Consider the following 26502-nt stretch of genomic DNA (forward strand, 5'->3'; position numbering starts at 1 on the left):
GCCGACCTCTTCGCGGGTAAACCCGCTCCCACAGGTACACCACTGCCTTCCACGCCTGTGCAATACCTGTGGGAGCGGGTTCACCCGCGAAGAAACCACCACCGCCCCACCGCCTTGCAGAGACGTAGCCCGATGAAAAAGACCGTCCTGGCCTTCAGCCGTATCACCCCGGCCATGGCCGAACGCCTGCAGCAAGACTTCAACGTGATCATCCCGAACCCCAAGCTCGGCGATATCAACGCCCAGTTCAACGAAGCCCTGCCCGAGGCCCATGGCCTGATCGGCGTTGGCCGCAAGCTCGGCCGGGCGCAGCTTGAAGGCGCGGCCAGGCTGGAGGTGGTATCCAGCGTGTCGGTCGGCTACGACAACTACGACCTGGACTACTTCAACGAGCGCGGCATCGCCCTGACCAACACCCCCGACGTGCTGACCGAAAGCACCGCCGACCTGGGCTTTTCGCTGATCATGGGCTGCGCCCGCCGCACCGCCGAGCTGGATGCCTGGACCAAGGCCGGCAACTGGCAGGCCACCGTGGGCCCGGCCCACTTCGGCAGCGATGTGCATGGCAAGACCCTGGGCATCGTCGGCATGGGCAACATCGGTGCCGCCATTGCCCGTCGCGGCCGGTTCGGTTTCAACATGCCGGTCATCTATTCCGGCAATAGCCGCAAGACCGCGCTGGAGCAAGAGCTGGGGGCGCAGTTCCGCAGCCTGGAGCAACTGCTGACCGAAGCCGATTTCGTCTGCATCGTGGTGCCGTTGTCCGATGCCACCCGCAAGCTGATCGGTGCGCGTGAGTTGCAACTGATGAAGCCGAGCGCGTTCCTGATCAACATCGCCCGCGGGCCGGTGGTGGATGAAGCTGCGCTGATCGATGCACTGCAGAACGGTACCATTCGTGGTGCGGGCCTGGACGTGTACGAGAAAGAGCCGCTGAGCGATTCGCCGCTGTTCAAGCTGCCCAATGCGCTGACCTTGCCGCACGTTGGCTCAGCTACCGCCGAAACCCGCGAGGCCATGGCCAACCGGGCAATCGACAACCTGCGCGCGGCCCTGCTGGGTGAGCGGCCGCGGGACCTGGTGAACCCGCAGGTGTGGAAGGGCTGATAGCCCTCTACTGCCGGCACCGGCCCTTTCGCGGGTAAACCCGCTCCCACAGGTATTGCACAGGCTCTGAGGGCTGCGGGGTAGCTGTGGGAGCGGGTTTACCCGCGAAGAGGCCGGTGCAGGCAACACATTACCTATTTGGCCACCACAACACCCTCAGCCAACTTGACTCTGGGCTTGCGAAACACCAGCACATTCCCCGCCATCACCGCCACCAGCCCCAACAAGGCCGGCGCCGTCCACTGATATCCCTCGGCCACCGCCGACACATTCAACGCCACCAACGGGAACAGCACCGTGCAGTACGCTGCCCGCTCCGGCCCCATGCGCCCGACCAGGGTCAAGTAGGCGGTAAAGGCGATCACCGAGCCCGGCACCACCAGGTACAGCAACGAGCCGATGTAGCGCACGTTCCACTCCATGCTGAACGGCACGCCACTGACCACACAGAACACCGCCAGCATCGCTGCCCCGTAGACCATGCCCCAGGCATTGGTGGTCATGGGCTTGAGCCCGGCCTTCTGCTGCATGCTCGACAGCATGTTGCCGGCCGAGAAGCATAGCGTGCCGAGCAGGGCCAGGCCGAGGCCGTACAGGGTTTCGCGGCTGGCCGCCTGGTGCGACAGCTCCGGCCAGAACAGCAGGCCCAGGCCGAGCAAGCCCAAGGCGCCGCCGCCGAGCACATTGCTGGCGATCTTCTGGCCAAAGAAGATCCGTGCGTTCAGCGCGTTCCACAGGGTGGCGGTGGAGAACACTACGGCGATCAGGCCGCTGGCGATCCACTGGCTGGCACTGAGGAAGCAGATGAAGTTGACGCAGAACAGGCACAGGCCCTGGGCCAGGCAGATCTGGTGGCCACGTCGGTTCATCGGCTGCAGGCGCCGGGTGAGCAGCAGGAAGGCGAACAGGATCAGCCCGGCCAAGGCAAAGCGGTAGACGATCGAGACCGGAATGGCGACCACGCCCAGCTGGAGTTTCAGGGCGATCCAGGTGGTGCCCCAGATCAGGACGGTGAGCAGGTAGAGTGACAGGTTCATGGCGGCGGTTCCTTGGGCCTTTCAAGATCGGTGCCCGGCGCTTCGCGGCTAAAGCCGCTCCCACAGGGACCGCGCAGCTCACTGGGCTGCGCGGTCCCTGTGGGAGCGGCTTTAGCCGCGAATCGAGGGCGCAGCCCTCGCCGAGGCATTTCAGTGTTCTCCTGTCGAACACCCACGCGCTTGCACAAACTTGCGCATTTGTCCCGCGGGTAGCTGTAAGCCTGCCCAAGGCGCAGTAGGATGGCTGGCAAGAGGAACCGCCCATGACCCCACTCACCCAGCTGCAAGTGTTCAACGCCATGCACGCCTCGCCCCACGCCCGGCTGGAGCTGAGCGCGCACCTGGGCGACGGGCTGGCAGCGGCGTTGTGGAGCAACCGCGATGATGCCCGCGACTACCAGGCACCGAGCCATCACACCCTGTCGTGCTACATCGCCGACGGCACTGGCACCTTCCGCCGCCAGCGCCCGGGCGACAAAGGGGCGCCCGACAAGCTGTGCGTGATGCCGGCCGGGCACGAGTCGAACTGGGTGGTCAATGGCGCGATCCGCCTGGCACACCTGTATGTCAGCGAGGCGCAATTCGCCCTGGGCTGCGTGCGCCTGCTCGACCGTGAACCGCGTGAGCTGCAACTGCAGGAAGCGACCTTTCTCGATGACCCGCAACAAGCCACGCGCTTTCGCCAGCTGATAACCCTGGACTGGGATGAACCTGGCGAACGCCTGCTGGCCAGCAGCCTTGCACACGAGATCGTCGACCATGCGCTGCTCAGCCAGGTCGGGCTGCGCCAGGGCCTGCGCCTGAAAGGCGGGCTGGCACCGAACCTGCGCCGGCAGCTGGTCGACTACATCGAAGCGCACCTCGACCAGCCCATCACCCTGGGTGAACTGGCCTTGCGCTGCAACCTGTCCGAATACCACTTTGCCCGCATGTTCCGCGCCAGTTTCGGGCTGCCGCCGCACCAGTACCTGCTGGCCCGGCGGCTGCATCGGGCCTGCCAGCTGTTGCGGCTGGGGGGGATGCCGTTGGGGGAGATTGCCCTGTTGTGCGGGTTTGCCAGTGCCAGCCATTTCAGCAACCGGTTCCGCCAGGCGGTCGGTGCAACACCGGGCGAATACCGTTTAGCCTTCAATTCGTGAAACTGGGGCCGCTTTGCGGCCCCAAATACCTAGAACTCGAAGGTACTGGACAAGCTCACCTGCCGTGCATCGCCAATGGCCACAAAGTACTGGTTCACCGCCGAGCTGTAGTAAACCTTGTCGAACAGGTTCTTCACGTTCAGCTGCAACAGCACCTTGTGCTCGTCGAGCCTGGTCTCGTAGCTGGCAAAGGCATCGGCCACGGTATAGGACGGCAGGTCGAAGGTGTTGGTCGGGTTGCCAGCGCGCTCGCCCACGTACCGCGCCCCCGCGCCAATGCGCAGGCGATCGCCACCGAACAGGCTGCCATAGTCATACACCGCCGACAGCGAACCACTGTGCCGGGCCACGTTTTGCAGGCGGTTGCCCTTGAGGTCCGGGTCCTTGGTCACTTGCGCATCGGTGAAGGCGTAGCTGCCGATCAGGCTCCAGCGCTCACTCAGCTGGCCGGTCAGGTCCAGCTCGACGCCCCGTGAGCTGACCTCCCCGGCATTGCTGTACACCGTTTCGCGCGTACTGGTGTCAAAGTTGGAAACGAGCACGTTGCGCTTGGTGATATCGAACAACGCCAGAGTGCCCGTGACACGGCCAGGCATGTCGAGTTTGGCGCCCAGCTCCCATGATTTGCCTTCCTCCGGGGCAAAGCTGCCGTCGAGGGTCTGGGTAAGGCCACCGCCAATGCTCAAGGGTGCAATCGTCGAGTTGGGCTTGAACGATTCGCTGTAGCTGGCATAGAGCGACAGCTGCTCATCGACCTTGTAGACCACACCGGCATGCGGTACCCAGCTCTGGCCGCTGGTGTCGGTGTTGACCAGGAACGGCCGGCCGCGCCCGGCCAACTGGTCGTATTGCTGGAAGCGTGCGCCAGCCACCAGGATCCAGTGGTCGTCCAGGTGCAGGGCATCCTGGAAGAACAGCGAATCAGTACGCAGCTTGTCGGTCTGGTCGCTCTCCTTGGCACCGACTTGGGTGCCCTCCACTTCCTGACCGTAGACCGGGCTCACATAGCTGAAGGTGGATCGGGCCGTCTGCCGGATCAGGTCGCCGCGGAAGATCTTGCGGTCCTCATGATCGACACCGAACAGCAGGTCGTTCTGCATCCCGGCCAGTTCCACATTACCGGCCAGGCTCAGCGTGGCGAACTGGTCACGGCTCATGGCGTTGTGGGTGCCGTCGATGCTGCGCGCCAGCGTGCCGCTTTCTTCATTTACGCCGGTCACCCGCACCTGGCTGGCATCATAGGTTTCGCGGTTGAAGCTGTAGCCGAAGTGCAGCTTCCAGTCATCGGCCAGTTGGTGGTCGACTTCCAGACGGTACAGGTCGGAACGCCCCTCCATGTCGTTGAACGGCTCGTCAAGGCGCCGCGTGGCCGGGATGTCCAGCGGGTGGCCGTTGTTGCCGAACGCCGTACCACGGTCGAAGGGGGAGAGAAATTCGCGGTGCTCGTAGGCCAGTACCACCTGGGTATCTTCACCCAGCCAGGCCAGCGACGGCGCCACCAGCGATTCGCGGTGCACGCCGTAGTTGCGCCAGTAGTCCTCATCCTCGTGATCGACGATCAGGCGATAGGCGAAGTTGCTGTCGCCCAGCGCACCGGTGCTGTCGAGCCCGCCGCCGCTGCCGTTCTTGCCGCTGCCGTAGGTGGACCCGCGCACGGTCAGGGCGTTGTACTGCTCGAGTTGCGGGCGCTTGCTGACCACGTTGATCACCCCGCCCGGGTCCTGGATGCCGTACAGCAGCGAGGCCGGGCCCTTGAGCACTTCGACCCGCTCGGTGCTGGCGCTGAGGTTGCGGCCCTGCACGACGGGCATGCCATCGCGCATGATCGAGCCGTCGCGGTTGTCGCCGAAGCCGCGCTTCATCACCGTGTCGGAGGTACCGCCGAAGTTGTTGCCCTGGGTGATGCCGCTGACGTTGGCCAGGGCGTCGTCGAGGTTGCGCGGGGCCTGGTCACGGATGACCTGGGCCGGTACCACATTGATTGCCTGGGGGATGTCCTGGCTCGGGCCCTGCCCGCGCATGATCGAGGCGGTAGCCGGGGGCTGGTAGCTGTAGTCGTCCAGTTGCGAGGTCACGGTGGTGGCCTGCAGGTTGAGGGCGCCGGAGGTGTCCACCGCCTCAAGGGTGAGGGTGCGTGCATCGACGCGGCGCCAGGCCAGCCCGGTAGTGCCCAGCAGCTGTTGCAGGGCCTGCTCGGCGCTGAACCTGCCGTTCAGCGCCGGCGCCTGCACGCCGGGCAGTTCCAGGGTGTAGACCACGCTCTGGCCGGTGGTGCGGCTGAAGGCGCTGAGTGCCTGGACCAGGGGTTGCGCCGGCTGGGCAAAGGCGTACGCCTGCTGTTGCTCGGCGGCGCAGGCCAGGGGGGCGACAGCGAGTGCCGGGAGCACGGAAAGGCCTAGCCAGAGGGGGACACAACGCGGGGTGAACTTCATGGACGCTGACCTGTGAGAGGGATTTGACTGCGAATGAATCGCACTTCCACTCATTACACGGATGCCACGTCCTGTTACCTCACCTGTTGACTGAAAAATATTTTCTGCCTGTGCCGGCCTCTTCGCGGGCTTGCCCGCTCCTACAGGGACTGCACAAGTTTCGAATCCGGTGCAGTACCTGTGGGAGCGGGCAAGCCCGCGAAGAGGCCGGCACAGGCGCCTACCGGACCAGGGTCAACCGCCCCAGCACAGTCTGCCGCGAAAAGCCCATTACCTTGCCCAGCGAATCCAGCGCCAGCAACGGCTCGGCCACCGGGAAACTACCACTGACCTTGCGCTGCCCCAGCTCACCATCGAGCAACAGGATGCGCCCCGGGTAATAGCGCCCCAGGTCCTCGACCACCTGTGCCAGCGGCACCTGGTAGTAATTCAGCCAGCCCTGTCGCCAGGCCAGGCGGTTGTCGCTGTCCACTGCCTGGGTATCGCCCACCCGACCGGCAGCGTAGGCCACCTGTTGGTTGGCCGTCAGTTCACGCGATATGGCGCCCGGTGCCGGGCTCACCGCCACCCGCCCGCTGCGTACCGTGACGTGGGCACCATCGTCCTGCTCGCGCACTTCGAACTGGGTGCCGAGCACCCGCACCTCGCCACCACCTGCTTCGACCACGAACGGCTCGCCGGTATGCGAGACCTGAAAGAACGCCGCGCCATGTAACAGCCGCACACGACGCTCGCCGTGGGCGAAATCCACCGCAATCGCACTACCCGCATCCAGCGTCACTTGTGACTGGTCAGCCAACGTTACCTGGCGAACTTGCCCGGTGCTGCTGTAGTCGGCTCGCAGGTCCTGCAACCAGTATCCCGGGTGCCAACCACCGGCGACACCAAAGGCCAGTACCAGGCAGGCCGCCACTGCAATCGCCCCGACCCGCCACCGGCGCGTGGCCGGTGGCCTGGCCATGGCATCCAGGTAGCGCTGCAGGCCTTCATGCTCTTCATCAGCCAGGCGCGCCGCCGGGATGGCACTTCTCTGCCACAGCGCCTGGGCCTGTTCGTAGGCTGCGCGATGCCCGGGGTCGGCCAACAACCAACGCTTGAACGCCGCCCCCTCGGCCTGCGCGGGCTGCTCGTTGATTCGGCTGAGCCATTGCAGCGCGGCCCGGGACTGCGCCTCGGTGATCTGCGGTAAACGGCTCATCGACGGGCACTCCCTGGCCGGCGTGGGGTGGACGCGGGCTCGGCAACACTCGCCTTGCACGCTTCGAGGGCGCGCATCATATGCTTTTCCACAGCACTCTGGGACAGTTGCATGGCCTTGGCGATCTCGCCGTACTTGCAGCCGTGGATGCGGTTGAGCAGGAAGATCTGCCGGGTGCGTTCAGGCAAGGCACGCAAGGCAGCTTCGATGCGCTGCAAGTCGTGGTCGACCTCCACGGCCTGCTCCGGCGCCTGGGCCATGGCCGCTGCATCCACCGGCAACACAGCTTCGGCCGCACGTTCACGGCTGCCTTCGCTGCGCAGGTGGTCGATGGCCAGGTTGCCGGCGCAACGCAGCAGGTAGGTGTCCAGCGCCTCGACCTTGACCTCAGGGCGGCGCCAGAAGCGCAGGAACAGCTCCTGGACCAGGTCCGATGCCGTGGCCCGGCAGCCGACCCGGCGGCTCACCAGTGCCTCCATGCGTGCCCGCTGGGCCAGGAACACCTGGACGAAGCGCGCACGCCCGCCGCCGCTTTCGGCATCCGCCTCGGTCATGTCGCCCGGCTCGCTCACCGGGTCACTCGGCGAACACGGCCAGCAACGGCCCCAGCACCACGCTGGCGGCCGCCAGGCCCAGCAGCAGGCGGGGCTGGTATGGCAGGCCGAACACCCACAGGGTCACCCCGGCCATCAGCACTGCAGTCCACTCCACCAGGCCATGGGCCATGCCGCGCAGGTGCACGCTGAGCAGCAGCGAAAGCACCAGCAGCAGCCAGCCGGCGCTGCGCAACAGGCGCAACTGCCCCGGGCGCGGCTTGCGCCCGAGCAGGTCGGTGAAATGTTTCTCCATGGCCAGGCACAGGGCAACGAAGCCTGCGAAGGCGATCAGTGCATTACCCAGCATCAGCTTGCCTCCGCCGTTTCAGTGCTCGGTTTTTTTGCTGCACGAGGGGCGCGCTTGGCCACTGGCTTGGGGCTGCGCAACATCTTGCCGGCCAGCCAGGCCAGGAACAGGCCGGTGCCTAGCGCGGTCAGGTCGAAGCCGGCCATGGCCCAGTCACCCGCCTGCAGCGAATGGTTCAAGCCCTGGCCGGTGGTCAGGCCATTGAGCAGCGGCAGCAAGGCGAAGGCCAGCGCGCCGAGTACCAGTTGCTCGCCCCAGGCCCGGCGCCCGCTGCGCAGCACGGCATGCACCAGCGAAAGGCCCCAGGTGATGAAAAAGGCATTGACCTCCCAGTCGGCCCGGCCTTCGACGCCCATGGGGATCAGGCGGTTGGCCCAGAAGAAGCCCGCCACGGCCAGCAGCAGGCCGCTCATGCTGGCGATATTGAGCACTTCGACCAGGCGCAGTCCACCCGGCAGCCGTTCGCTCCTGGCATGCTTGAGCTGGCGCTTGCCCAGCCACATCACCAACCCGGTACCGATCACCGCAGTACCGGCCACGCCAAAGAAGAAGTACAGCCAGCGCAGCCAGGGCCTGGCGAAGTTGCCCATGTGCAGGCCGGCAAAGCTGAAGGCGGTCATCATCGCCCCGCTCTCCGGCTTGCCCTGGCTCAGCAGCGCACCACTGGCACCATCGAAGGTCCAGTTGGCGCTGCGCCGATAGGCCACATGGTCGGCCGCAGACTGGGTGAAGGTGACGCGGGCATTGCTGTCGCCGGCATTGTCCACCTGGATACGGCCGATACGCGCGCCCGGTTGCAGGTCCTGCACCTTGGCATACAGGCTCGGCAACGGTACCAGCGGCGCGGCCACCTGGGCCGCCTTGGGCGCATCGTTACGGCCGAACAGGTCGTTGAAGTACTTGCCGGTGTCATTGCCGTAGCTGGCCATGATGCCGGCCGGCATCACCAGGTACATGAACAGCACCAGGCTGCTGTAGCTGATCATCAGATGGAACGGCAGCACCAGCACGCCGATGGCGTTGTGCCCGTCCAGCCAGGAGCGCTGGCCCTTGCCGGGGCGGAAGGTGAAGAACTCCTTGAAGATCTTCTTGTGGGTGATGATGCCGGTGACCAGGCCCAGCAGCATGATGAAGGCACAGAACGTCGACAGCCAGCGGCCGAAGGGGTGAGGCATCTGCAACTGGAAGTGGAAGCGGTAGAAGAACTCGCCACCGCGACTGTCGCGTGCCTCGACCGGCTGGCCGGTCTGGGTATCGAGTGTCTTGCTGGCGAAGCCGCGCGGCCCGCCATTGGGGTCGCGATAGCCCACGCTCAAGGCGGCCTCGCGTGCGTTGGGCATGCGGATCAGCCAGGTGCCCGAGTGCCCGGCGTTATCCTGCAGGTAACGCTGGGCCACCTCCAGGCTATGGATTGGGTCCAGTGCATGGCTGCGCACTTCGGGCTGCGACCAGTGGGTAATTTCTTCCTTGAAATACGACAGCGTGCCGGTGAGGAAGATGGCGAACAACAGCCAGCCGAAGATCAGTCCGGTCCAGGTGTGCAGCCAGGCCATGGCCTGGCGGAAGCCTTCTTTCATGGGGTTTTCATCCAGTAGGCCAACCCGCTGATCACCCCCAGCAGCACGCTTGGCGCCAGCACGCCCAGCCAGGCGCGCAAAGCGCTGCGGCAGGCGAAGCACCAGATGAACGCCAGCAGGTAGAAGACGAATGACAGCAGCAGGCCGGTGAGCGTGGCATCGACCTGTGGCAGTGGCGCTACCAGGGCAATACAGACGCTGGCCATGGACGCCAGCAGGTAGCCGCCCAGCAGCGCGGCCAGGCTGCGTGAGGTCACGGCCATGCGATAGCTGAGCGAGAGGCCGGCGGTTTTGCGCGTCATGGCGAAGGTCCGGGCGTTTACGGGGCTGCAATAATAATGATTTCAATTCTCATAAGCAAAGGCCGAGCGATTCGCCGCCTGTCGCCTTGAATGCAACAAGAAATTTATTTTCAAAAAGGGCTTGAATTCGTCACGCCATTGCCTGACCTTAGAGTCAAGAGACGCAGAAATACCAAGGGTCTCAAAGGCCTAGGCGCGTCTCCATGCGAGCAAGCTGAATAAGGATTGAATCATGCAAATCCAGGTCAACAGCAGCAACCATTTCGAAGGCAATGCCCGGCTCGACCAGTGGGTCCGCAGCACACTGCAGAACTCGCTGGAACGTTACGAGGACGACCTCACCCGCATCGAGGTTCACCTGCGCGACGAGAACGGCGCCAAGCCCGGACCGCATGACAAACGCTGCCAGATGGAGGCTCGCCCCAAAGGCCATCAACCGATTTCGGTGACCCACACCGCCACTTCGCTGGACCAGGCGGTCGACGGTGCCGCCGCCAAGCTCAACCACGCGCTGGAACACTTCTACGGCAAACTGCGCAGCAAGCGCGGCGCCCTGGAGCTGAGTGATCCGGACGCCTGATCGGCAATGCAAAACGCCCGGCCTGATGCCGGGCGTTTTCGTTTGTATCGATCGCTGGCGCTGAACCAACCGGCGATACTCCCGGTCAACTGCTGCATCCATTCAGCGCAGAAGCAAGACCATGAGCAACCCATTCGAACGAATCAGTGCTGCATTCGCCCCCGAATACCGGGTCAACCTGAGTATTGCAAACCTCGACGGCAGCATCATGCTGACCCTGTCCGACGACGCCGGCGTGGTCGCCAAGCGCCTCATCACCCAGGCCCAGCGCAATGACCCGGTGCGCCTGCAGCGGGTAATCGACAGCATCCGCCTGGGCCTGGCCATCGAACTCAGCCAGAACCCCATGCAGGTGCTGGCCGCATTGACCCGCGATGCACGCCACGAGCCGCGCCACTTCATGGCCAACTGAGGGCTACTTGCCCTCCTCCACTTCCTTGCCGCTGGCATCCAGCGCCTTGGTCGAGGGGTAGCGGTAAGAGGCGTAGCGCACCACCAGGATCGCGAACGCCAGCAACAGGATGCCACCGCACACGTACAACAGCCCTGCGTCCGGCGCCTTGTGGTGCGAGACGTCGCCGATCAGCAGGCGGGTCAGCGCAGTGATGGCCACGTACAGCAGGAAGCGGATCGGCATGTGGTTGGTCTTGAAGTAGATACCGACCATCGCCCCCAGTTCCAGGTAGATGAACAGCAGCAGGATGTCATCGACACTGACCCCACCCTTGCCGAGCATGTCCATGAACGTCATCACCGCCGCATAGGCGGTGATCGCGCCGATGCCGAACAGTGCCAGGTAATGGAATGCCTCGACGCACAGGTTGCCCAGCGAGTCGGCCGAGCCGTGCAGGCCCTTGCGCAGCTTTTCTGCCCATTTGATGTTCACGATGTTCCATTCCCCGATACGTCTTGAAGGATGATGCGTCACCGCTGTGACGCTTGTGCCATGCAGTTAAAGGGCCAGGCCCCTGCCTTGGAAGGCGACCGATTGCCGCAAGGCACCTTGAGGCGTGGCAAGTTGCCAGAAACACGGCCCTGTGCTGGGAAAAATCAGATTTAACCCCTTCCTTGTAGGGCATTTCCCAAAGATACTCCCTGCCATTGTGGTGTTCGGGGATGGGCACTAGTCTCGGATCGTCGCTGCCAAACAGCGACCGGCTTTGACAGGCCGCCCTGAACTAACCACATGGCTTTGCCTTTATGGCAGCTGTCATGGGGCACCTCGTGTGCGCCGGCTTTTGGTTCTGTTCACCGGTCTGTCAACCCATGCACAGCTGCCGCCTTCCTGTTTGACAGCAGGAGGTGGTGGCCCAAACTTGAACAGGCCTTCATCATGCTGAAAGTAGTCCCCGATCCACCCCACACCCCCCCTTCCCTTGAAGACACCCTGATCCAGGCTACGGACTATGCGTTGTGCGCAGCCACCGTGGTGCATCAGGCCTTGTTGCTTCAGCCCAAGTCGCCAGCATCGATTTTGATGATGACCTCAATGCATGAGCTGGAGACGTTGCGGGCTTTGCTTGAGTCGGCACTAGTTCAGGTGCAGAGGCCCGCTGAGCCTCGGACTTTGCACTGAGGTTTGAGTGTTGCGTTGTCTGGGCTGGCCTCTTCGCGGGTAAACCCGCTCCCACAGGATCTCCACAGGCCCTGAGGTAGATGCAGTACCTGTGGGAGCGGGTTCACCCGCGAAAGGGCCCGTCCAGGCAGTCGAGAATTTTCAGGGGATTCAAAAATGACCACAGAAGACACCCAATTCACCGTCGGCAAAACCACCTTCTTCCAAGGTGAAAACGGCACCCACCCACTCTTCCGCATCGAGCCAGGCATCCCTTGCCGGGACGCCCGCGAGCAGTCCTCAGAGCTGATGGGCTATGTACGCGAACTGACCATCACCGGCCTGATGGACGAGAAACCGATGATGATCTGGGCTGCGCACTACTTGAGCGCGATGGCCAAGGCGCTGATGGATGATGCTGAGTTGGGCATGAAGCAGTAAGCCCTTTGCGCCACGCTACAATTTCTGCTTGCGAACCAATCAACATTGCCATTACTGTATATGGATACAGTATAAACCCAGCAAAAGGCATAGAGGTGATGAATGGCCGTCGAAGTGGTGTACCGCAGCAGCCGCGACCCGGAGCGCTTGTTCATGGATAAGGCCGAAGCAGACCGTCACGACAAGATGCTCGAACTGGCCGAGCGCCTGGCCGAAGTACTGCACAAGGCTGTACCCTCGCTGACCGAGCAGCAGGTCGAGGAAGCCGGTATCTACATGGCCAGGAACCGCGATGTGTTCGCAAGGGCGTTCAAGAGCCAGCCGGATGCGTTGGCCGAGTTGCTCGAAGCGCCAGCGGCCGAGTAATTGCCTGCACTGGCCGCTCCAGCAGGTACGGCACAAGCGCTGGGCTGGAGGTATTCCTGTGGGAGCGGCTTTAGCCGCGAAGAATCCAACGCGGTGCATGGCACCGGCTGCGCCGGTGTTCGCGGCTAAAGCCGCTCCCACAGAGTCCCTGCTAATTCAATGAGTTATGTGCAACTCCATGAGAGCGGGCGTGCCCGCGAAGAGGCCAGCAAAGCCGGTATCAACCTTCAGCCGTAGAGCAACCGCTCCGCCAGCATCTGCGCCACCCGTGCCGGCGAGCGCTTCTCTGCCTGCGCATGGCCAAACACTTCGGTCAGCCGCGAAGGTATCCGCGCCAGGTGCGCAGTGATGGTGCCCAGGTCTTCGCCACGATGCTTGAGCGCCACATAGATCAACCCACCGGCATTGATCACGTAGTCGGGTGCATACAGTATCCCGCGCGACTCCAGCTGGTCGGCTACCTGCAAGGTGGTCAACTGGTTGTTCGCCGCCCCCGCCACTGCCGCGCAACGCAACTGCATCACGCTCTGCCCGTTCAACACCGGCCCCACGCCGCAAGGGGCAAAGATGTCGCAAGGGGTGCTGATCAACGCATCGTTGGTCACCGGATGGGCATTGAACTGCTCCACCGCCAGCCGCACCCGCCCAGGGTCCAGATCACTCACCAGCAGGTCCGCACCCGCCGCATGCAGTTGCTCCGCCAGCGCATAACCGACATTGCCCAGCCCTTGCACCGCCACCCGCAGCCCTTGCAGGTCATCACTGCCAAGGCGGAACGAAGTGGTCGCACGAATGCCGGCAAAAACCCCCATCGCCGCATGCGGTGAGGGGTCACCCGAGGCCGTGGTGCTGGTCACATGCGGAGTACTCTGGGCAATGCAGTCCATGTCCAGGGTCGAGGTGCCACTGTCCACGGCGATGATGAAGCGCCCTTGCAAGGTGTCGATGAAGCGGCCAAAGGCCTCGAACAGCGCAGCACGGTTTTCCACATGCGGGTTGCGCATGATCACCGCCTTGCCGCCCCCCAGTGGCAGGCCGGCCAGCGCCGCCTTGTAGCTCATGCCCTGGGCCAGGCGAATGGCGTCGGTCATGGCGCTTTCATCATCGGCGTAAGGCAGGTAGCGGCAGCCGCCCATGGCCGGGCCCAGCTGCTCGCTGTGGATCACCACCACGGCCTTCAGGCCGGTGGGCGGGTGGGTGAACAAGTGCAACGACTGGGTACGGGTGCTTTGCATCAGCGCGAACATCGACAGGCTCCCCTACGAGGTGCTCCTTCCAGTATAGGCACGGCCCTTGGGCTGGCGCCGCCGCCGGACCACTGGACGAAACCGCGCGCCGCGGCTAATACTCAAGCGTGTGTGGAGAAGCCCCATGAAGCCACGTCAAGCCTGCCTGGCCTGCCTGGAACGCGAGCCCGTCGCCCTGCTGGAAGCCGCATTGTGGATTGCCGCCGAGCACGACCCCAGCGTCGAGCCCGCGGCCAGCCTTGCCAAGCTGCATGACCTGCAGCGCGAGATCAGCGCCAACCTGCCGATGCTGCCGCTGTGCGAACTGGCCCAGCCACTGCTGCGCCAACTCACTGCCCTGGGCTTCCAGCAGGATGAATACCACCCGCTGCGCCCGCATGCCGCGATGATGGACAAGGTGCTGCAGCGCCGCCGTGGCCAACCGCTGACCCTGGCCATCCTCGCCCTGGAACTGGCCTGGCGCCTCTCCATCCCCCTTGAGGGCGTCGGCTTCCCCGGCCATTTCCTGCTGCGCGTACCAGGTGCCGATCACCTGCTCGACCCCTGTGGTGGCCGGCGCCTGTACCCTAACGATTGCCGTGAGCTGCTGGCGCGCCAGTTCGGCCCGCAGGTAGCGCTGACTGCCGAGCACATGCGCAGCGCCAGCCCGCAGCAGATGCTGCAACGCCTTTCGCGCAACCTGCGCCAGTTGCACATGAGCAACGACGACCACCTGGCGGCGCTGATCGATGCCGAGCGAGTCATGCAACTGGGGCCGGTACAGGTCAGCGACTACGTGACCCGTGCCTCGCTCTACCAGCACCTGGATTGCCCGCAGGCCGAGCGCTTCGACCTGGAGCATGCGTTACTGCTGACGGAAGACCCGGTCCAGCGCCTGAAGCTGTCCGAACGTATCGGCAAGCTTCCGGCGGCGAACCGTTCCATTCACTGAGCCGGGCTGTCCGGCTGCTGTGCGGGGTGGGCCTGGGCGAACGCCGGGTGACCGGCCGCCAGGGCGGCAACCCGCAGGATGCGCGGGAAGCTGTCGAGGTCGATGTTGAAGCGTTCGGCCGCGTACAACTGCGGGATCAGGTAGACATCCGCCAGGCCCGGCTCATCACCGAAGCAGAAGCCGTGATCGCCAATCAGTTGCTCCACTGCCGCCAGCCCCTGGCTGATCCAGTGGCCGATCCACTGGTTGACCTGGCTCTCGTCCTGGCCGGCCTGACGCAGCCGGTTGAGCACGCTGACGTTGTGCAATGGATGGATGTCGCAGCCGATGATCGCCGCCACTCCCCGCACCTTGGCGCGCGCCTCGGCCGTGGCAGGCAGCAGCGCGGGCTGTGGATAAACCTCTTCCAGGTACTCGATGATCGCCGGCGACTGCACCAGCAGCTCACCGCCGTCAGTGCGCAAGGCCGGCACGCGGCCCTGCGGGTTGACGGCGACATAGCCTGCACCACGCTGCTCACCCTGCAGCAGGTTGACCGGCAGGGACTGGTAGGCCAGCCCCTTCAGTGCCAGGGCAATGCGCACCCGGTAGGACGAGGTGGAACGGTAATAGGTGTACAGCTCCATGCCCCTGCCTCCTCAGTTGGCCGCGATGACCGTGCCACGGCATTCGCCGAAGCCGATGCTGGCCACACCATCACGCGCACAGCGGGCACGCAGGATGATCTCGTCGCCGTCTTCGAGGAACTTGCGCACCTCGCCGCTGGCCAGCTCCACCGGGTGCTTGCCGCCTTCGGTGATCTCCAGCAGGCTGCCGAACGAACCTGGCGTGGCGCCCGACAGCGTGCCCGAACCGAACAGGTCGCCCGGTTGCAGCTGGCAGCCGTTGACGCTGTGGTGCGCGACCAACTGCGCCACGGTCCAGTACATGCTGCGGGTGTTGCTCAAGGTCAGGCGGTGCGGGGCAAGGCCCTGCTCGCGCATGCGCTCGGTCAGCAGCAGCACCTCCAGCTCGATATCGTATGCACCGGCGGCCTGGTCGCGCTTGTCCAGCAGATACGACAGTGGCTGCGGGTCGCCTTCCGGGCGTGCCGGCTGGGCACAGCGGAACGGCTCCAGCGCTTCGGCGGTGACCACCCAGGGCGAGACGGTGGTGATGAAACTCTTGGACAGGAACGGGCCCAGCGGCTGGTATTCCCAGGCCTGGATATCGCGCGCCGACCAGTCGTTGAGCAGGCACAGGCCGGCCACGTGCTCGGCGGCATCGCCTACCGGAATCGCCTGGCCCATGTCATTGCCCTGACCGATCCAGATGCCCAGTTCCAGTTCATAGTCCAGGCGCGCGCAGGGGCCGAAGCTCGGCTCGGTGTGCCCGGCCGGCAGGGTCTGGCCCTTGGGCCGGCGTACATCGGTGCCGGACGGGCGAATGGTCGAGGCGCGGCCGTGATAACCGATCGGCACGTACTTGTAGTTGGGCAGCAGCGGGTTGTCGGGGCGGAACAGCTTGCCCACGTTCTTGGCGTGCTCGATGCCCACGTAGAAGTCGGTGTAGTCACCGATCTGCGCCGGTACATGCAGCTGGCAAGCGCTGGCCGGATACAGTGCAGCCTGCAGCGCCGCCTGGTGTTCGCTGTGCTCGCCCAGCAGCACCAGCAGGCGCTCGCGCAGGGCAACACGGGCACCGCGGCCGAGGGCGAAGAATGCGTTCAACGCCCCACCACGGGTGGCCTCGACGGCGGCCTTGGCGGCACCGTCGAACAGGCCGGCGGCAAGCACCGCCTCCAGGTCGAGGATCGCGTCGCCGATGGCCACGCCACAGCGCCTGGCTTCACCCGGCCGGCTGAAGATGCCCAACGGCAGGTTCTGCAGCGGGAAGTCGCTGTGCCCGTTGGCGTGCTCGACCCAGCTACGGGCAATGGCGGTCTGGTTCATGGTTATCTCCGGTTCGGGTTGAAGGTGCTCGGCAAGGTGGCCCAGCAACTATCGTAGTCGGCCTGCAACTGCGGGCATTCAAGGGCTTGCAGGCTCGGGCGCAGCACTTGGCTGGTCTCGAACATGAAGGCCATGGTGTTGTCGATCTTGTGCGGCGCCAGGTCGGCGGCAATAGCCTTTTCGCAGGTTTCGGCGTCGGGGCCATGGGCGCTCATCACCCCGTGCAGCGAGGCACCGCCCGGCACGAAGCCCTCGGCCTTGGCGTCGTAGGCACCGTTGATCAGGCCCATGAACTCGTTCATCAGGTTGCGGTGGAACCATGGTGGACGGAAGGTGTTTTCGGCCACCATCCAGCGTGGCGGGAAGATCACGAAGTCCATGTTGGCCAGGCCATGCACGCTGGTCGGCGAGGTCAGCACGGTGAAGATCGACGGGTCCGGGTGGTCGAAGCTGACCGTGCCGATGGTGTTGAAGCGGCGCAGGTCGTACTTGTACGGCACGTTGCTGCCGTGCCAGGCGACCACGTCCAGTGGCGAGTGCTGCAGTTCGCAGGCCCAGTGTTCGCCAAGAAACTTCTGCACCAGTTGCACCGGGCCATCGGCCTCTTCGTAGTGCGCCACCGGGGTGAGGAAGTCGCGCGGGTTGGCCAGACCGTTGCTGCCGATCGGGCCCAGGTCCGGGATGCGCAGCGGCGCGCCGTGGTTTTCGGCAATGTAGCCACGGGCCTGGCCGTCGAGCAGTTCGACGCGGAACTTCATGCCACGCGGGATCACCGCAATTTCCAGCGGCTCGACCTCCATCACCCCCAGTTCGGTGGCGATGCGCAGGCGGCCCTGTTCCGGCACCAGCAGCAGCTCACCGTCGGCGTTGAAGAACACCCGCTCCATTGAGCGGTTGGCGCGGTAGATGTAGATGCTCACGCCGGCCGGTTTTTGCGCGGCGGCGTTGGCCACCATGGGCAGCCAGCCTTCGATGAAGTCGGTCGGCTCGGCGGGGATCGGCTGGGGGTTCCAGCGCAGGCGGTTGGGGGTGATGGCCCCCAGCGGGCCGGTCAGCGGCTGGCGCGCCAGGCGCTCGAAACGCGGGTGCAAGGCAGACGGGCGAATACGGTACAGCCAGGTGCGGCGCTGCTCGCTGCGGGTCATGGTGAACGCCGTGCCCGAGAGCAACTCGGCATACAGCCCATAGGGCGCCTTCTGCGGCGAATTCTGCCCGACCGGCAAGGCCCCCGGCAGCGCTTCGCTGGCAAACTCGTTGCCGAAGCCGCTGAGGTAGTGAAGGTCGGGTGACGTATCGCGATTCATCGATGCCTCCGGGCTCTGGCCGAGCCGTTGCTGGCAGCTGGCTGCTGGCCCGGGGCGGGGTGGCAGCGCGTCTGCATTGTTTTTATCGTAATCAGATTACGAATAACGTAATTTGCTACGGACAATGCGTCAAGCTATAAAGGCGCGACTCGAAGAATCCGGAAGAAGATGTCCATGGCCAAAGCCAGCTCCCCCGCCGACAACGGCAAGCAGAAAGTCCGCTCGGCGGAGGTCGGCACCGACATCCTCAAGGCCCTTGCCGAGCTCTCTCCGTCCACCTCCCTGTCGCGCCTGGCAGAACATGTGCAGATGCCGGCGAGCAAGGTGCACCGTTACCTGCAGGCATTGATCGCCAGCGGTTTTGCCGAGCAGGATGCGGCCACCAACCATTACGGCCTGGGGCGCGAGGCACTGCGGGTAGGGCTGGCGGCGCTGGGCAGCATCGATGTGCTGAAGATTGCCGCGCTGCCATTGTCGCAACTGCGCGATGAACTGAACGAAAGCTGCTTCGTTGCCGTATGGGGCAACCAGGGCGCGACAGTGGTCAGCATCGAGCCGGCAGTGCGCGCGGTCACCGTGGTAACGCAGATCGGCTCGGTACTGCCGCTGCTCACGTCGTCTACCGGGCTGGTGTTCGCCGCCTACCTGCCCGAGCGCGAGACCGTGGAGTTGCGTGACCGGGAACTGGCCGCCCTGCAGAACAGCGCCGCCGACTACCAGGCGGTACTGGCGGGCATTCGTGAACGTGGCCTGCACCATGTACACGGGCTGTTGATGCCGGGCGTGGATGCGCTGTCGGCACCGGTGTTCAATGCCATGGGGCAGATCGCTGCGGTGATGACCGTGGTCGGGCCTACGTCGATCTTCCATGCCGACGAGCATGGCCCGGCGGCGCAACGGCTGCTGGCGGCAGCGCGGGAAACCAGCTGGCGCATGGGCTATTCGCCCGCAGGTTGAGCGCCTGCGGCACTATTGCCCGATACGTAAAGGTGAATGTCATAAGCGGCTATTTTTCCTACAGGATCAGGCGCTTATTCTTAACTCACTGGCCGGCATGAAGGGCTCTCCCCCCCGCCTTTCAGGCCTGCGAGGTTCACCGACGTAGATTTTGAAGCTCCTTGATCTGACGTCTCGATTGGCCGCTGCGGCTTGCAGCGGCCTTTTTTATCTGCCCTGAAAAATTTTTCGCCTGTGCTGGCCTCTTCGCGGGTAAACCCGCTCCCACAGGTATTGCACAGACCCCAGAGGCTTGTGGTGTACCTGTGGGAGCGGGTTTACCCGCGAAGAGGCCAGCACAGGTAGTACAAAGCTCAGCCCAGCGGATACTTCTGCAAGTTCGCCATCATCTGCTGCAACGCCTGCAAGCTGTCCTGAGGGTGCACCGCCCCGTCGAAGTCGCCAATCCGTGCCCAGTTCTCCGCCACCTGCTCCGGGGTAAAGCCTTCACGCGGATCGAAGCCTACCCCCAAGCTGCGCTCCCACCGCACCTTGCCCACCCAGCCGCCGCCCACTTCGAACAGCTCACCGCTGCCCTGGCACTGTTCGCTGCCCAGGTACACCACCAGTGGGCTGACCAGCTCAGGCTTGAGCCGCTCGAACACCTGGGGCGGGATCAGCCCTTCGGTCATGCGGGTGCCACCCGTGGGAGCGATGGCATTGACCAGGATGCCATGCTTGCGCCCTTCGATTGCCAAAGTACGCGTCAGCCCATACAGGCCCAGCTTGGCCATGCCGTAGTTGGCCTGGCCGAAGTTGCCGTAGATGCCGGACGTGGAAGCGGTGAAGATCACCCGCCCCCAGTTCTGCTCGCGCATGTGCGGCCAGGCGGCGCGGGTGACCTTGTAAGCCCCCTCGACATGCACCTGGTAGACCTGCTCCCAGTCGCTGTCCTCCATCTTGTGGAAGGTCTTGTCACGCAGGATGCCGGCATTGTTCACCAGCACATCGACCCGGCCGAAGCTGTCCAGGGCCTGCTCGACAATACGCGCGCCGTGGCTGACCGAATCATGGTTGGCAATGGCATGGCCACCGGCTGCACGAATCTCCTCTACCACCCGGTCGGCGGCGGAGGCGCTGGCACCTTCACCATGGGTGGAGCCGCCGAGGTCGTTGACCACTACCCGGGCGCCACGCGCAGCAAACAGCAGCGCATGGGCGCGGCCCAGGCCGCCGCCGGCTCCGGTGACGATCACCACGCGATCTTGCAGACGGACAGGCTCGCTCATGCTCATGGCTCCAGGCAGATTCAGGTCAGCCGAGTGTCCGCCGCCAGCGGCGGGTGAACAATCAAGCTCACGCAGGCTGAATGCCTGGCAATAACGCAGCGCGATGGTTATGGGGCCGGCTTGCCGGCGATGAGGCCCTGTCAGTACCACGCCACTTTCTGCTGGTGATAGCTCGGCGGTTGTTCACGAAAGGCCAGGTAATGGCGCAGCACCTGCACCGGCGCTTCGGTATGCGGGTAATGGCCGATGCCCTGCAACTGTACGGTGTCCGGCTCCGGCACCAGTTGCCGGTAGCGCTCCACCATGTGCGCGCCGGACAGCGGGTCGACCATGCCATTGATGAAGCGCAGCGGCACGCCTTCATGCTGCATCGCGCCAACCCAGCGGTCGCGGTGCAACCTGCGCTCCGGCACGTATCCCACCAGCTTGTGCAGGATGCGCGTGCCACGGTTGGCGGTGATCAGGCTCCAGAAGTCATCCAGCACGCTTTCACTGGGGTGGGAGCAAGGGCCGTAGACCTGGGTCACGTTGCGCACCAGGTCGTCGCGCCCGAACGAGCGCCCTACCAGCCAGCCCAGGCGGCTGAGCAGCAGCTTCTGGATCAGCAGCATGCGGCAGCTTTCGGGGAACAGCCCGCTGTTGAGGAACGCGCAGCTGGCAATACTGGCGCGCTGTTCATGATGCCGCGCCAGCAGTTCCTGGGCCACACTGCCGCCGTAATCGTGGGCCAGCAGATGCACCGGCTGGTCGACCCTCAGCTCGGCGAGCAAGGCCTGCTGCAGGTCGGCCTGCTCCATCAGGCTGTAGACGTGATCGACCGGTTTGGCCGAATCGCCAAAGCCAAGCATGTCGCAGGCGATAACCCGGAAGCGCTGGGCCAGAGGCCCCCACAGGTAGTGCCAATCCCAACTGGCGGTGGGGAAACCGTGCAACAGAAGCAGGGGCTCTCCTTGCCCTGCGGTCCAGTAGCGGATGCTCTGGCCCCGGAAATCGAAACTCTGTCCCCGGGTACGCCAGACGCACAATGGAATTTCGGCCATAGGCATCAGAACGGTCCCGGTGAAGTGGTGTTGGCGGAATAGAGCAAGGCTGCGGTCATTGCATGTCACCTCGGCACTTACATGTGCTCTCTATGTCGAGGCTGAGTCTAGCCAGCAGCCCATGGGCTGGAACTTGCGTTGCCAGCCAGCTTGATGACTTGGCGAGTCAGTGGCACGAACGGTCAGAGCAGCATGGCCAGCAGCGGTGCCGCGAACAGGTTGAGCAGCCCGGTCAGGACCATGACCAGGCCGGCCACCGAGCCTTCCTCGCGGCCCACCTCCTGTGCCCGGCTGACCCCGGCGCCATGGGCGCCGACACCAAACAGCGCGCCCCGTGCCAGCGGCGTGCGCAACGGCAACCAGCGCAGCAGCACGCCGCCGAACATGGCACCCAGCACACCAGTGAACATCACGAACACCGCCGTCAGTTCCGGTACGCCACCCAGGTCATGGGCCAATGGCATGGCAAAGGGCGTGGTGATCGAACGCGGCACCAGCGACAGGCTGGTCGCACTGTCCAGCGCCAACATATGAGCCAACCCCCAGGAACTGGCGATCGAAGCACTGCTGCCAGCGACCATGCCCACCATCAGTGCCGGCCAGTGGCGCGCCAGCATGGCCCGTTGCTGCCAGATCGGCACCGCGAAGGCCACGGTCACCGGGCCAAGCACACTCATCAGCCAGTGGGTGTTGCGGGCGTACTCGGCATAGGCGGTGTGCAGCGGCACGGCCACCGCCAGCAACAGTACCGGCACCAGGATCAGCGGCGACAGCAGGTAGCGCCCGCTGCGCCGGTACAACCAGCGGCTGCCCAGGTAGGCCAGCAAGGTCAGGGCCAGCCAGAACAGCGGCATGGGTTCAAGGCTCATGGCGCAACCTCCAGCGGCACACCAGTTCCACGGTCAACGCGGTCACCACCATTACCATCAGGGTGCTCACGGCGATCACCAGCAAGATGCGCCAGCCCTCAGCACGGATCAGGGCGCCGTAATCGAGCAGGCTCATCAGCGCCGGGATGAAGAACAACAGCATCTCAGCCATCAGCCAGCCGGCGCCCAGTTGCAGCATGGCCGGCTTGAGCACACCCGAGGCGAACAGCAACAGCAGCAGTGCCAGGCCCATCACGCCGCCGGGAATCGGCCAGCCCAGCCAGGTGGCAAGCTGGCCGCCGAGCAGGAACAGGGCACAGAGGATCGCCAGCTCGACAAGCAGGCGCAGGGCTTTTTTCAATAACGCAGGTTTCATGGGGGGATCCTCGACAGGCCCTCATTTTAAGATTCGGCTGCCTAGGCCAGAAGCGAATTGTTAGACTGAACACCATTCCAGAATGGAATTGCGATCATGGAATTCAAACAGCTGCGCAGCTTTATCGAAGTGGTCCACCGCGGCGGTTTCACCCAGGCGGCGCAGACCCTGCACATCAGCCAGTCGGCAGTGAGCAAACAGGTGGCCCAGCTGGAGCAAGATGTGGGCCATCCGCTGCTGGAGCGCCAGGCCTCGCAGCTACACCTGACCGCTGCCGGACGCATTGTGCTGGAGCGAGGCGAAGCCTTGCTGCGCCAACGTCAGGCGCTGCTCAGCGAACTGGACGACCTCAGCCAGATGGGCCGCGGCGAACTGCGCCTGGGCTTGCCGATGCTGGGCAGCGACGCACTGTTCGCCGGGTTGTTCGCCGAGTATCGGCGGCGTCACCCGAACATCGCGATCCAGTTGCTCGAAGGCGGCAGCCGCAACATCGAACAGGCGGTCAGGAGTGGCGAACTGGAACTGGGTGGTAGCCTGACGCCCAGTGACGAGGCGTTCGACTACCAGCCGTTCTGCAACGAACCGCTGGACGCCCTGCTGCCGGTCGGCCACGCGCTGGCGGGCGAGGACAGGGTGGACCTGCAGCAGCTGGCCGATACCCCGTTCCTGCTTTACCAGCGCAGCTTCGTGCTCAATGACCGATTGCTGAAGGCGTGCCAGCAGCAGGGTTTCACCCCGAAAGAAGGCGGGCGCAGTGGCCAGGCGGACTTCCTCGCGGCGCTGGTGGCGGCGGGCCAGGGCGTGGTGTTGCTGCCCCGTGTGGTGGCGAAAGCGCTGGAACGCCCCGGGGTGGTGCGTTTGCCGCTGCGCTCGCCAGAGGATTTGCGTTGGGATATCGCGTTCATCTGGCGGCGTGGGGCGTACCTGTCACGGGCGGCGCAGGCGTGGTTGGCGTTGGTGAACGAGTGGCCGGTGCTCGACAGCAAGGAATGAGTTGCCCTTGCTGGCCTCTTCGCGGGTAAAACCGCTCCCACAGGAACACCACAGCCGCTGAAATCTGTGCAGTACCTGTGGGAGCGGGTTCACCCGCGAAGCGGCCGGTACAGGCGAAAAATAACCGTCAGGCTTTAAGTGTACTCACCAACTCAGCCAACCAAGGCTCTGCATCCGCCTCCGGGGTCACCGTCTCGCTGGCATCCAGGCGCAGCATCGGTTGCACTTCCCGCACGCCCAGTTCGGCGAACAGCTCGCGCATCTGCTCGCCACCACCACAATAGGTATCGCCATAGCTGGAGTCGCCCAGCGCAATCACCGCACCCGGCAGGCCACGCCAGGCCGCGGGCAGGGTATCGCGAATGCTGCTGTACAACGGCATGAGGTTGTCCGGCAGCTCGCCCATGCCTGTGGTCGAGGTCACAGTCAGCAAGGCATCGGGGGCAAAACCTTCAAGGTCCTGCAAGGTAGCGCGCGCCGCATGCCAGGCCTCCAGGCCCGCAGCCTTGAGCAGCGTTTCAGCGTGACGGGCGACTTCTTCGGCGGTGCCGTAGACCGATCCGGAAATAATGGCGACTTTCATCGGGTAGAGGATTCCGAAACTGAGTGAAAACGTAGGATACTAGCATCCGGCGCTGGCAAAAGGCCGCCTCTACCAAAGTCACCATCCTCAGCCTGCTTCGCACCCTTGTTTACTCAATGGCCCGAACATGATCAACGCGCAACTGCTGCAATCCATGGTCGATGCGTCCAATGACGGCATCGTGGTCGCCGAACAGGAAGGCGACGACACCATCCTCATCTACGTGAACGCCGCCTTCGAACGCCTGACCGGCTACAGCCGTGACGAAATCCTCTACCAGGATTGCCGCTTCCTGCAGGCCGACGACCGTGACCAGCTTGGCCGCGCCCGCATCCGCAAGGCCCTGGCCGAAGGCCGCCCGTGCCGCGAAGTGCTGCGCAACTACCGCAAGGATGGCAGCGCCTTCTGGAACGAGCTGTCGATCACCCCGGTAAGGCACGACGCTGAACAGCGCACCTACTTCATCGGTATCCAGAAAGACGTCACTCGCCAGGTCGAACTGGAGCGGGAACTGGCCGAACTGCGCGTTCGTCCGAAACCCGACGAACGCGCCTGAACCAAGTACGTCACGCACGGTCAATTCCGTTGAAGAAATCGCCACCACCGAGTTCGATCATGCAAGCAGAAGCGCTCCTGACCCAGGACGAACTGGATTTCATACAGAACATGCAGCATTCGCCACAGTTGAACCTGGCTGACCCCATGTCGAGCCTGCTGGTCAATGGCGACCGCCGCATTCAGAGCTTGCTCACCCGCCTGGTGGCCAACGAGCAGGTAACCTTGCAGGCCCAGTTCAACAACCAGCAGATCAGCTTCCCGCTGCAACTGGTGGAGGACGAGTTCCACGCCCTGCACCTGCAACTGGGCTCACCGGAAATCTACGAGGACGGCCCCATGCTGCGCCCCTGGCGCCTGTCGATGGAGCAGCCGAGTGCACTGCTCGATACCCATGGGCAGGAAAGCGGCCTGTGGGTTCGCGATATCTCGTTCAAGGGTACATTGCTGGAAGTCCGTGGCCTGCCAGCGGCACCAGCCCGCTTCGAACTGCGCTTTGCCCCTGGCGGCATCCCTCCCATCGAACTGCATGGCGTGCTGGGCCGGCGCATCGGCCAGGACCTGGCCGCCTACGACCTTAGCCAAAGCCCCACCGAAGAGATCGAACGCCTGCGCGACTATATCCTCCAGGCCCATCGCCGCGCCCACCCCGAGCTTCACACTCAGGTATCGAGCTGACCGGCCAGAAACTGCCGCAAACGCTGGCGCATCACGCTGCCCTGCGCGCCCAGGCAGGCGATCGGGCTGCCAGCCAGGCTGTCCTGTGCCAGTTCCGCCGCTTCACCCGCCAGTAACAACGGGCACTCCAGCCCTGCCACCAGGCGCGTCAGGCGCCGGGTGAGTTCCATCGTGGGCGACTGGTGGGAAAACAGCACCAGGGCATCCGGCTTCAAGCGCTCGCAGACCAGTGCCAGTTCCGCCAGCGGCTGCCCGCTCGCCAGTGGCGTCACGCCAACTTCATCGCTGCCCAGAGTCAGGCTGGTCACCAGCAATTCCAGCTCGTGGCACTGCCCCGGCAACGGCGCCAGCAGCACCCTGCGGCTGCGCGGTGCACGGGCAAGTTGCAAGCGGGCTAACACCCGGCCACGCAGGAACTGATCGAGGAACAACCACTCGCTGACCTGCCCGTAGCCACCTTTCCCGACCGCCAGGTCATGCCATACCGGCATGAACACTTCGCTGAATACCTGGTCCAGGGTGCAGGCGGCAAACACCTCGTCGAACAGGCGGTCCAGGCCGGCCACGTCAAAACATTGCAGCGCCTGGCGAATCTGCTGCTGCCAGCGCACCCAGGTGTCCGTCGCGCCACCTGCCTGCCCGGCCAGGGCATGGCCGCGCGCGAGGATGCTGGCGACCTTGCTCACCGCCACACCACGCTCCAGCCAGCCAAGGATGCGGCGGATGTCATCGATGTCGGCCTGGGAATACAGGCGGTGGCCACTGTCGGTGCGAGTTGGCTGGATCAGGCCATGGCGGCGCTCCCAGGCACGCAAGGTCACGGCGTTGACGCCGGTCAGGCGGGAAACTTCACGGATCGGAAACAGGTCCTGCTGCGCGAGGCCCGCATCGATTACCGGACTACGTCCCTGTTCGTTCATCTGCACGGGGTACCCTGTGTGCGCAAGTTGAACACCTAGTTTACTACGACAATACCAGACGCTGGGCCGCGACCGTTTGCCAGCTGACAGTTACCGAGCATCGCACATGGGCGATAATCCGCGCCCGATTCTTGCATGTATGCCTGCGTCGCCCAACACCCCGGGCCACGCAGCCAAAGGGGCCGGTTACCCGCCAGCCCCGTTGCCAGGAGA

Annotated in this window: 30 protein-coding genes; 12 read left to right on the forward strand and 18 right to left on the reverse strand. The window is 64.4% G+C overall.

Features of this window, described 5'->3' with window-relative positions; genetic code table 11:
- Positions 1-132: 132 nt before the first annotated feature.
- Positions 133-1107: a 2-hydroxyacid dehydrogenase gene (locus tag MKK04_RS22260; RefSeq protein WP_241105987.1), complete on the forward strand. Its 975-nt coding sequence runs from the start codon at positions 133-135 to the stop codon at positions 1105-1107.
- 134 nt (positions 1108-1241) lie between these two features.
- Here MKK04_RS22260 and MKK04_RS22265 read toward each other — a convergent pair whose 3' ends face one another.
- On the reverse strand, positions 1242-2144 hold the full coding sequence (locus MKK04_RS22265) for a DMT family transporter (protein WP_233687067.1): 903 nt from the start codon (positions 2142-2144) through the stop codon (positions 1242-1244).
- Between the two features lie 263 nt (positions 2145-2407).
- Here MKK04_RS22265 and MKK04_RS22270 point away from each other — a divergent pair, with 263 nt between their 5' ends.
- Entirely contained in the window at positions 2408-3283 is an 876-nt protein-coding gene (locus tag MKK04_RS22270; protein WP_207836375.1) for a helix-turn-helix domain-containing protein, read from the forward strand.
- Between the two features lie 29 nt (positions 3284-3312).
- On the opposite strand, the gene MKK04_RS22275 is transcribed toward MKK04_RS22270, so the two are convergent.
- The 6 genes from MKK04_RS22275 to MKK04_RS22300 form a co-directional block, all read right to left on the reverse strand.
- Positions 3313-5715 (reverse strand): TonB-dependent siderophore receptor, encoded by a 2403-nt coding sequence (locus MKK04_RS22275; protein WP_233687068.1) that lies wholly within the window; start codon positions 5713-5715, stop codon positions 3313-3315.
- Positions 5716-5935: 220 nt separating this feature from the next.
- Positions 5936-6913 (reverse strand): FecR family protein, encoded by a 978-nt coding sequence (locus MKK04_RS22280; RefSeq protein WP_233694115.1) that lies wholly within the window; start codon positions 6911-6913, stop codon positions 5936-5938.
- Positions 6910-7467: an RNA polymerase sigma factor gene (locus tag MKK04_RS22285; RefSeq protein ID WP_172827532.1), complete on the reverse strand. Its 558-nt coding sequence runs from the start codon at positions 7465-7467 to the stop codon at positions 6910-6912. The genes MKK04_RS22280 and MKK04_RS22285 overlap by 4 nt, the downstream gene beginning before the upstream one ends.
- Positions 7468-7489: 22 nt before the next feature.
- Positions 7490-7816 carry a DUF3325 domain-containing protein gene (locus MKK04_RS22290; protein WP_207836388.1) on the reverse strand — a complete coding sequence of 109 codons (327 nt, stop codon included), beginning with the start codon at positions 7814-7816 and terminating at the stop codon, positions 7490-7492.
- Positions 7816-9393: a PepSY-associated TM helix domain-containing protein gene (locus tag MKK04_RS22295; RefSeq protein WP_241105988.1), complete on the reverse strand. Its 1578-nt coding sequence runs from the start codon at positions 9391-9393 to the stop codon at positions 7816-7818. Before MKK04_RS22295 ends, MKK04_RS22290 begins: the two co-directional genes overlap by 1 nt.
- The gene (locus MKK04_RS22300) at positions 9390-9695 is read right to left on the reverse strand and encodes a DUF3649 domain-containing protein (RefSeq protein WP_207836392.1); all 306 of its coding nucleotides are present in this window, start codon (positions 9693-9695) and stop codon (positions 9390-9392) included. Before MKK04_RS22300 ends, MKK04_RS22295 begins: the two co-directional genes overlap by 4 nt.
- 232 nt (positions 9696-9927) lie before the next feature.
- Here MKK04_RS22300 and MKK04_RS22305 point away from each other — a divergent pair, with 232 nt between their 5' ends.
- Together MKK04_RS22305 and MKK04_RS22310 are read left to right on the forward strand one after the other, a co-directional pair.
- Positions 9928-10275, forward strand: a complete 348-nt coding sequence (locus tag MKK04_RS22305) for an HPF/RaiA family ribosome-associated protein (protein ID WP_063913366.1) — start codon at positions 9928-9930, stop codon at positions 10273-10275.
- A 121-nt stretch (positions 10276-10396) separates the two neighbouring features.
- Complete coding sequence (locus MKK04_RS22310; protein WP_241105989.1) at positions 10397-10687, forward strand: DUF3509 domain-containing protein; 291 nt, start codon at positions 10397-10399, stop codon at positions 10685-10687.
- Positions 10688-10690: 3 nt separating this feature from the next.
- Here the strand turns inward: MKK04_RS22310 and MKK04_RS22315 are convergent, their stop codons facing one another.
- Complete coding sequence (locus tag MKK04_RS22315) at positions 10691-11161, reverse strand: phosphate-starvation-inducible protein PsiE (RefSeq protein ID WP_087500522.1); 471 nt, start codon at positions 11159-11161, stop codon at positions 10691-10693.
- Positions 11162-11608: 447 nt separating this feature from the next.
- On the opposite strand from MKK04_RS22315, the gene MKK04_RS22320 reads away from it, so the two are divergent.
- From MKK04_RS22320 to MKK04_RS22330, 3 genes are all read left to right on the forward strand, one after another.
- On the forward strand, positions 11609-11851 hold the full coding sequence (locus tag MKK04_RS22320) for a hypothetical protein (RefSeq protein ID WP_241105990.1): 243 nt from the start codon (positions 11609-11611) through the stop codon (positions 11849-11851).
- Between the two features lie 156 nt (positions 11852-12007).
- On the forward strand, positions 12008-12271 hold the full coding sequence (locus MKK04_RS22325) for a DUF3077 domain-containing protein (protein ID WP_063913369.1): 264 nt from the start codon (positions 12008-12010) through the stop codon (positions 12269-12271).
- 102 nt (positions 12272-12373) lie between these two features.
- Positions 12374-12637 carry a YebG family protein gene (locus MKK04_RS22330; RefSeq protein ID WP_063913370.1) on the forward strand — a complete coding sequence of 88 codons (264 nt, stop codon included), beginning with the start codon at positions 12374-12376 and terminating at the stop codon, positions 12635-12637.
- 227 nt (positions 12638-12864) lie between these two features.
- On the opposite strand, the gene MKK04_RS22335 is transcribed toward MKK04_RS22330, so the two are convergent.
- Positions 12865-13884: a Leu/Phe/Val dehydrogenase gene (locus MKK04_RS22335; RefSeq protein ID WP_207836396.1), complete on the reverse strand. Its 1020-nt coding sequence runs from the start codon at positions 13882-13884 to the stop codon at positions 12865-12867.
- A 124-nt stretch (positions 13885-14008) separates the two neighbouring features.
- Between MKK04_RS22335 and MKK04_RS22340 the strand changes: the two genes are divergently transcribed.
- A complete protein-coding gene (locus MKK04_RS22340) occupies positions 14009-14815 on the forward strand; it encodes a SirB1 family protein (RefSeq protein ID WP_207836398.1) in 807 nt (268 codons plus the stop codon).
- On the opposite strand, the gene maiA is transcribed toward MKK04_RS22340, so the two are convergent.
- The 3 genes from maiA to hmgA are packed head-to-tail and all read right to left on the reverse strand — an operon-like array spanning position 14809 to position 18050.
- Positions 14809-15441 carry a maleylacetoacetate isomerase gene (gene maiA / locus MKK04_RS22345; protein WP_207836406.1) on the reverse strand — a complete coding sequence of 211 codons (633 nt, stop codon included), beginning with the start codon at positions 15439-15441 and terminating at the stop codon, positions 14809-14811. The genes MKK04_RS22340 and maiA overlap by 7 nt on opposite strands.
- A 12-nt stretch (positions 15442-15453) precedes the next feature.
- On the reverse strand, positions 15454-16746 hold the full coding sequence (gene fahA, locus MKK04_RS22350; RefSeq protein WP_207836409.1) for a fumarylacetoacetase: 1293 nt from the start codon (positions 16744-16746) through the stop codon (positions 15454-15456).
- Positions 16747-16748: 2 nt separating this feature from the next.
- On the reverse strand, positions 16749-18050 hold the full coding sequence (gene hmgA, locus MKK04_RS22355; RefSeq protein ID WP_207836411.1) for a homogentisate 1,2-dioxygenase: 1302 nt from the start codon (positions 18048-18050) through the stop codon (positions 16749-16751).
- A gap of 174 nt (positions 18051-18224) precedes the next feature.
- Between hmgA and MKK04_RS22360 the strand changes: the two genes are divergently transcribed.
- Complete coding sequence (locus MKK04_RS22360) at positions 18225-19007, forward strand: IclR family transcriptional regulator (RefSeq protein ID WP_241105991.1); 783 nt, start codon at positions 18225-18227, stop codon at positions 19005-19007.
- Positions 19008-19360: 353 nt separating this feature from the next.
- Here MKK04_RS22360 and MKK04_RS22365 read toward each other — a convergent pair whose 3' ends face one another.
- The 4 genes from MKK04_RS22365 to MKK04_RS22380 all read right to left on the reverse strand — a co-directional run bounded on the left by MKK04_RS22365 (position 19361) and on the right by MKK04_RS22380 (position 22560).
- Positions 19361-20275, reverse strand: a complete 915-nt coding sequence (locus MKK04_RS22365) for an SDR family oxidoreductase (RefSeq protein WP_207836413.1) — start codon at positions 20273-20275, stop codon at positions 19361-19363.
- A 140-nt stretch (positions 20276-20415) separates the two neighbouring features.
- Entirely contained in the window at positions 20416-21321 is a 906-nt protein-coding gene (locus tag MKK04_RS22370; RefSeq protein ID WP_207836415.1) for an alpha/beta fold hydrolase, read from the reverse strand.
- Between the two features lie 176 nt (positions 21322-21497).
- On the reverse strand, positions 21498-22184 hold the full coding sequence (locus MKK04_RS22375) for an LrgB family protein (protein WP_024087732.1): 687 nt from the start codon (positions 22182-22184) through the stop codon (positions 21498-21500).
- Positions 22174-22560: a CidA/LrgA family protein gene (locus tag MKK04_RS22380; RefSeq protein ID WP_207836417.1), complete on the reverse strand. Its 387-nt coding sequence runs from the start codon at positions 22558-22560 to the stop codon at positions 22174-22176. The genes MKK04_RS22375 and MKK04_RS22380 overlap by 11 nt, the downstream gene beginning before the upstream one ends.
- A gap of 96 nt (positions 22561-22656) precedes the next feature.
- On the opposite strand from MKK04_RS22380, the gene MKK04_RS22385 reads away from it, so the two are divergent.
- Entirely contained in the window at positions 22657-23553 is an 897-nt protein-coding gene (locus tag MKK04_RS22385) for a LysR family transcriptional regulator (protein WP_241105992.1), read from the forward strand.
- Positions 23554-23680: 127 nt separating this feature from the next.
- Here the strand turns inward: MKK04_RS22385 and MKK04_RS22390 are convergent, their stop codons facing one another.
- Positions 23681-24136 carry a flavodoxin gene (locus tag MKK04_RS22390; RefSeq protein ID WP_241105993.1) on the reverse strand — a complete coding sequence of 152 codons (456 nt, stop codon included), beginning with the start codon at positions 24134-24136 and terminating at the stop codon, positions 23681-23683.
- 127 nt (positions 24137-24263) lie between these two features.
- Here MKK04_RS22390 and MKK04_RS22395 point away from each other — a divergent pair, with 127 nt between their 5' ends.
- Positions 24264-24692, forward strand: a complete 429-nt coding sequence (locus MKK04_RS22395; protein WP_207836446.1) for a PAS domain S-box protein — start codon at positions 24264-24266, stop codon at positions 24690-24692.
- A gap of 59 nt (positions 24693-24751) precedes the next feature.
- Positions 24752-25369 carry a hypothetical protein gene (locus MKK04_RS22400; RefSeq protein WP_207836457.1) on the forward strand — a complete coding sequence of 206 codons (618 nt, stop codon included), beginning with the start codon at positions 24752-24754 and terminating at the stop codon, positions 25367-25369.
- On the opposite strand, the gene MKK04_RS22405 is transcribed toward MKK04_RS22400, so the two are convergent.
- On the reverse strand, positions 25354-26289 hold the full coding sequence (locus tag MKK04_RS22405; protein ID WP_207836459.1) for a MerR family transcriptional regulator: 936 nt from the start codon (positions 26287-26289) through the stop codon (positions 25354-25356). The genes MKK04_RS22400 and MKK04_RS22405 overlap by 16 nt on opposite strands.
- Between the last annotated feature and the right edge of the window lie 213 nt (positions 26290-26502).

The sequence above is a fragment of the Pseudomonas sp. LS.1a genome (assembly GCF_022533585.1).
Taxonomy (GTDB): domain Bacteria; phylum Pseudomonadota; class Gammaproteobacteria; order Pseudomonadales; family Pseudomonadaceae; genus Aquipseudomonas.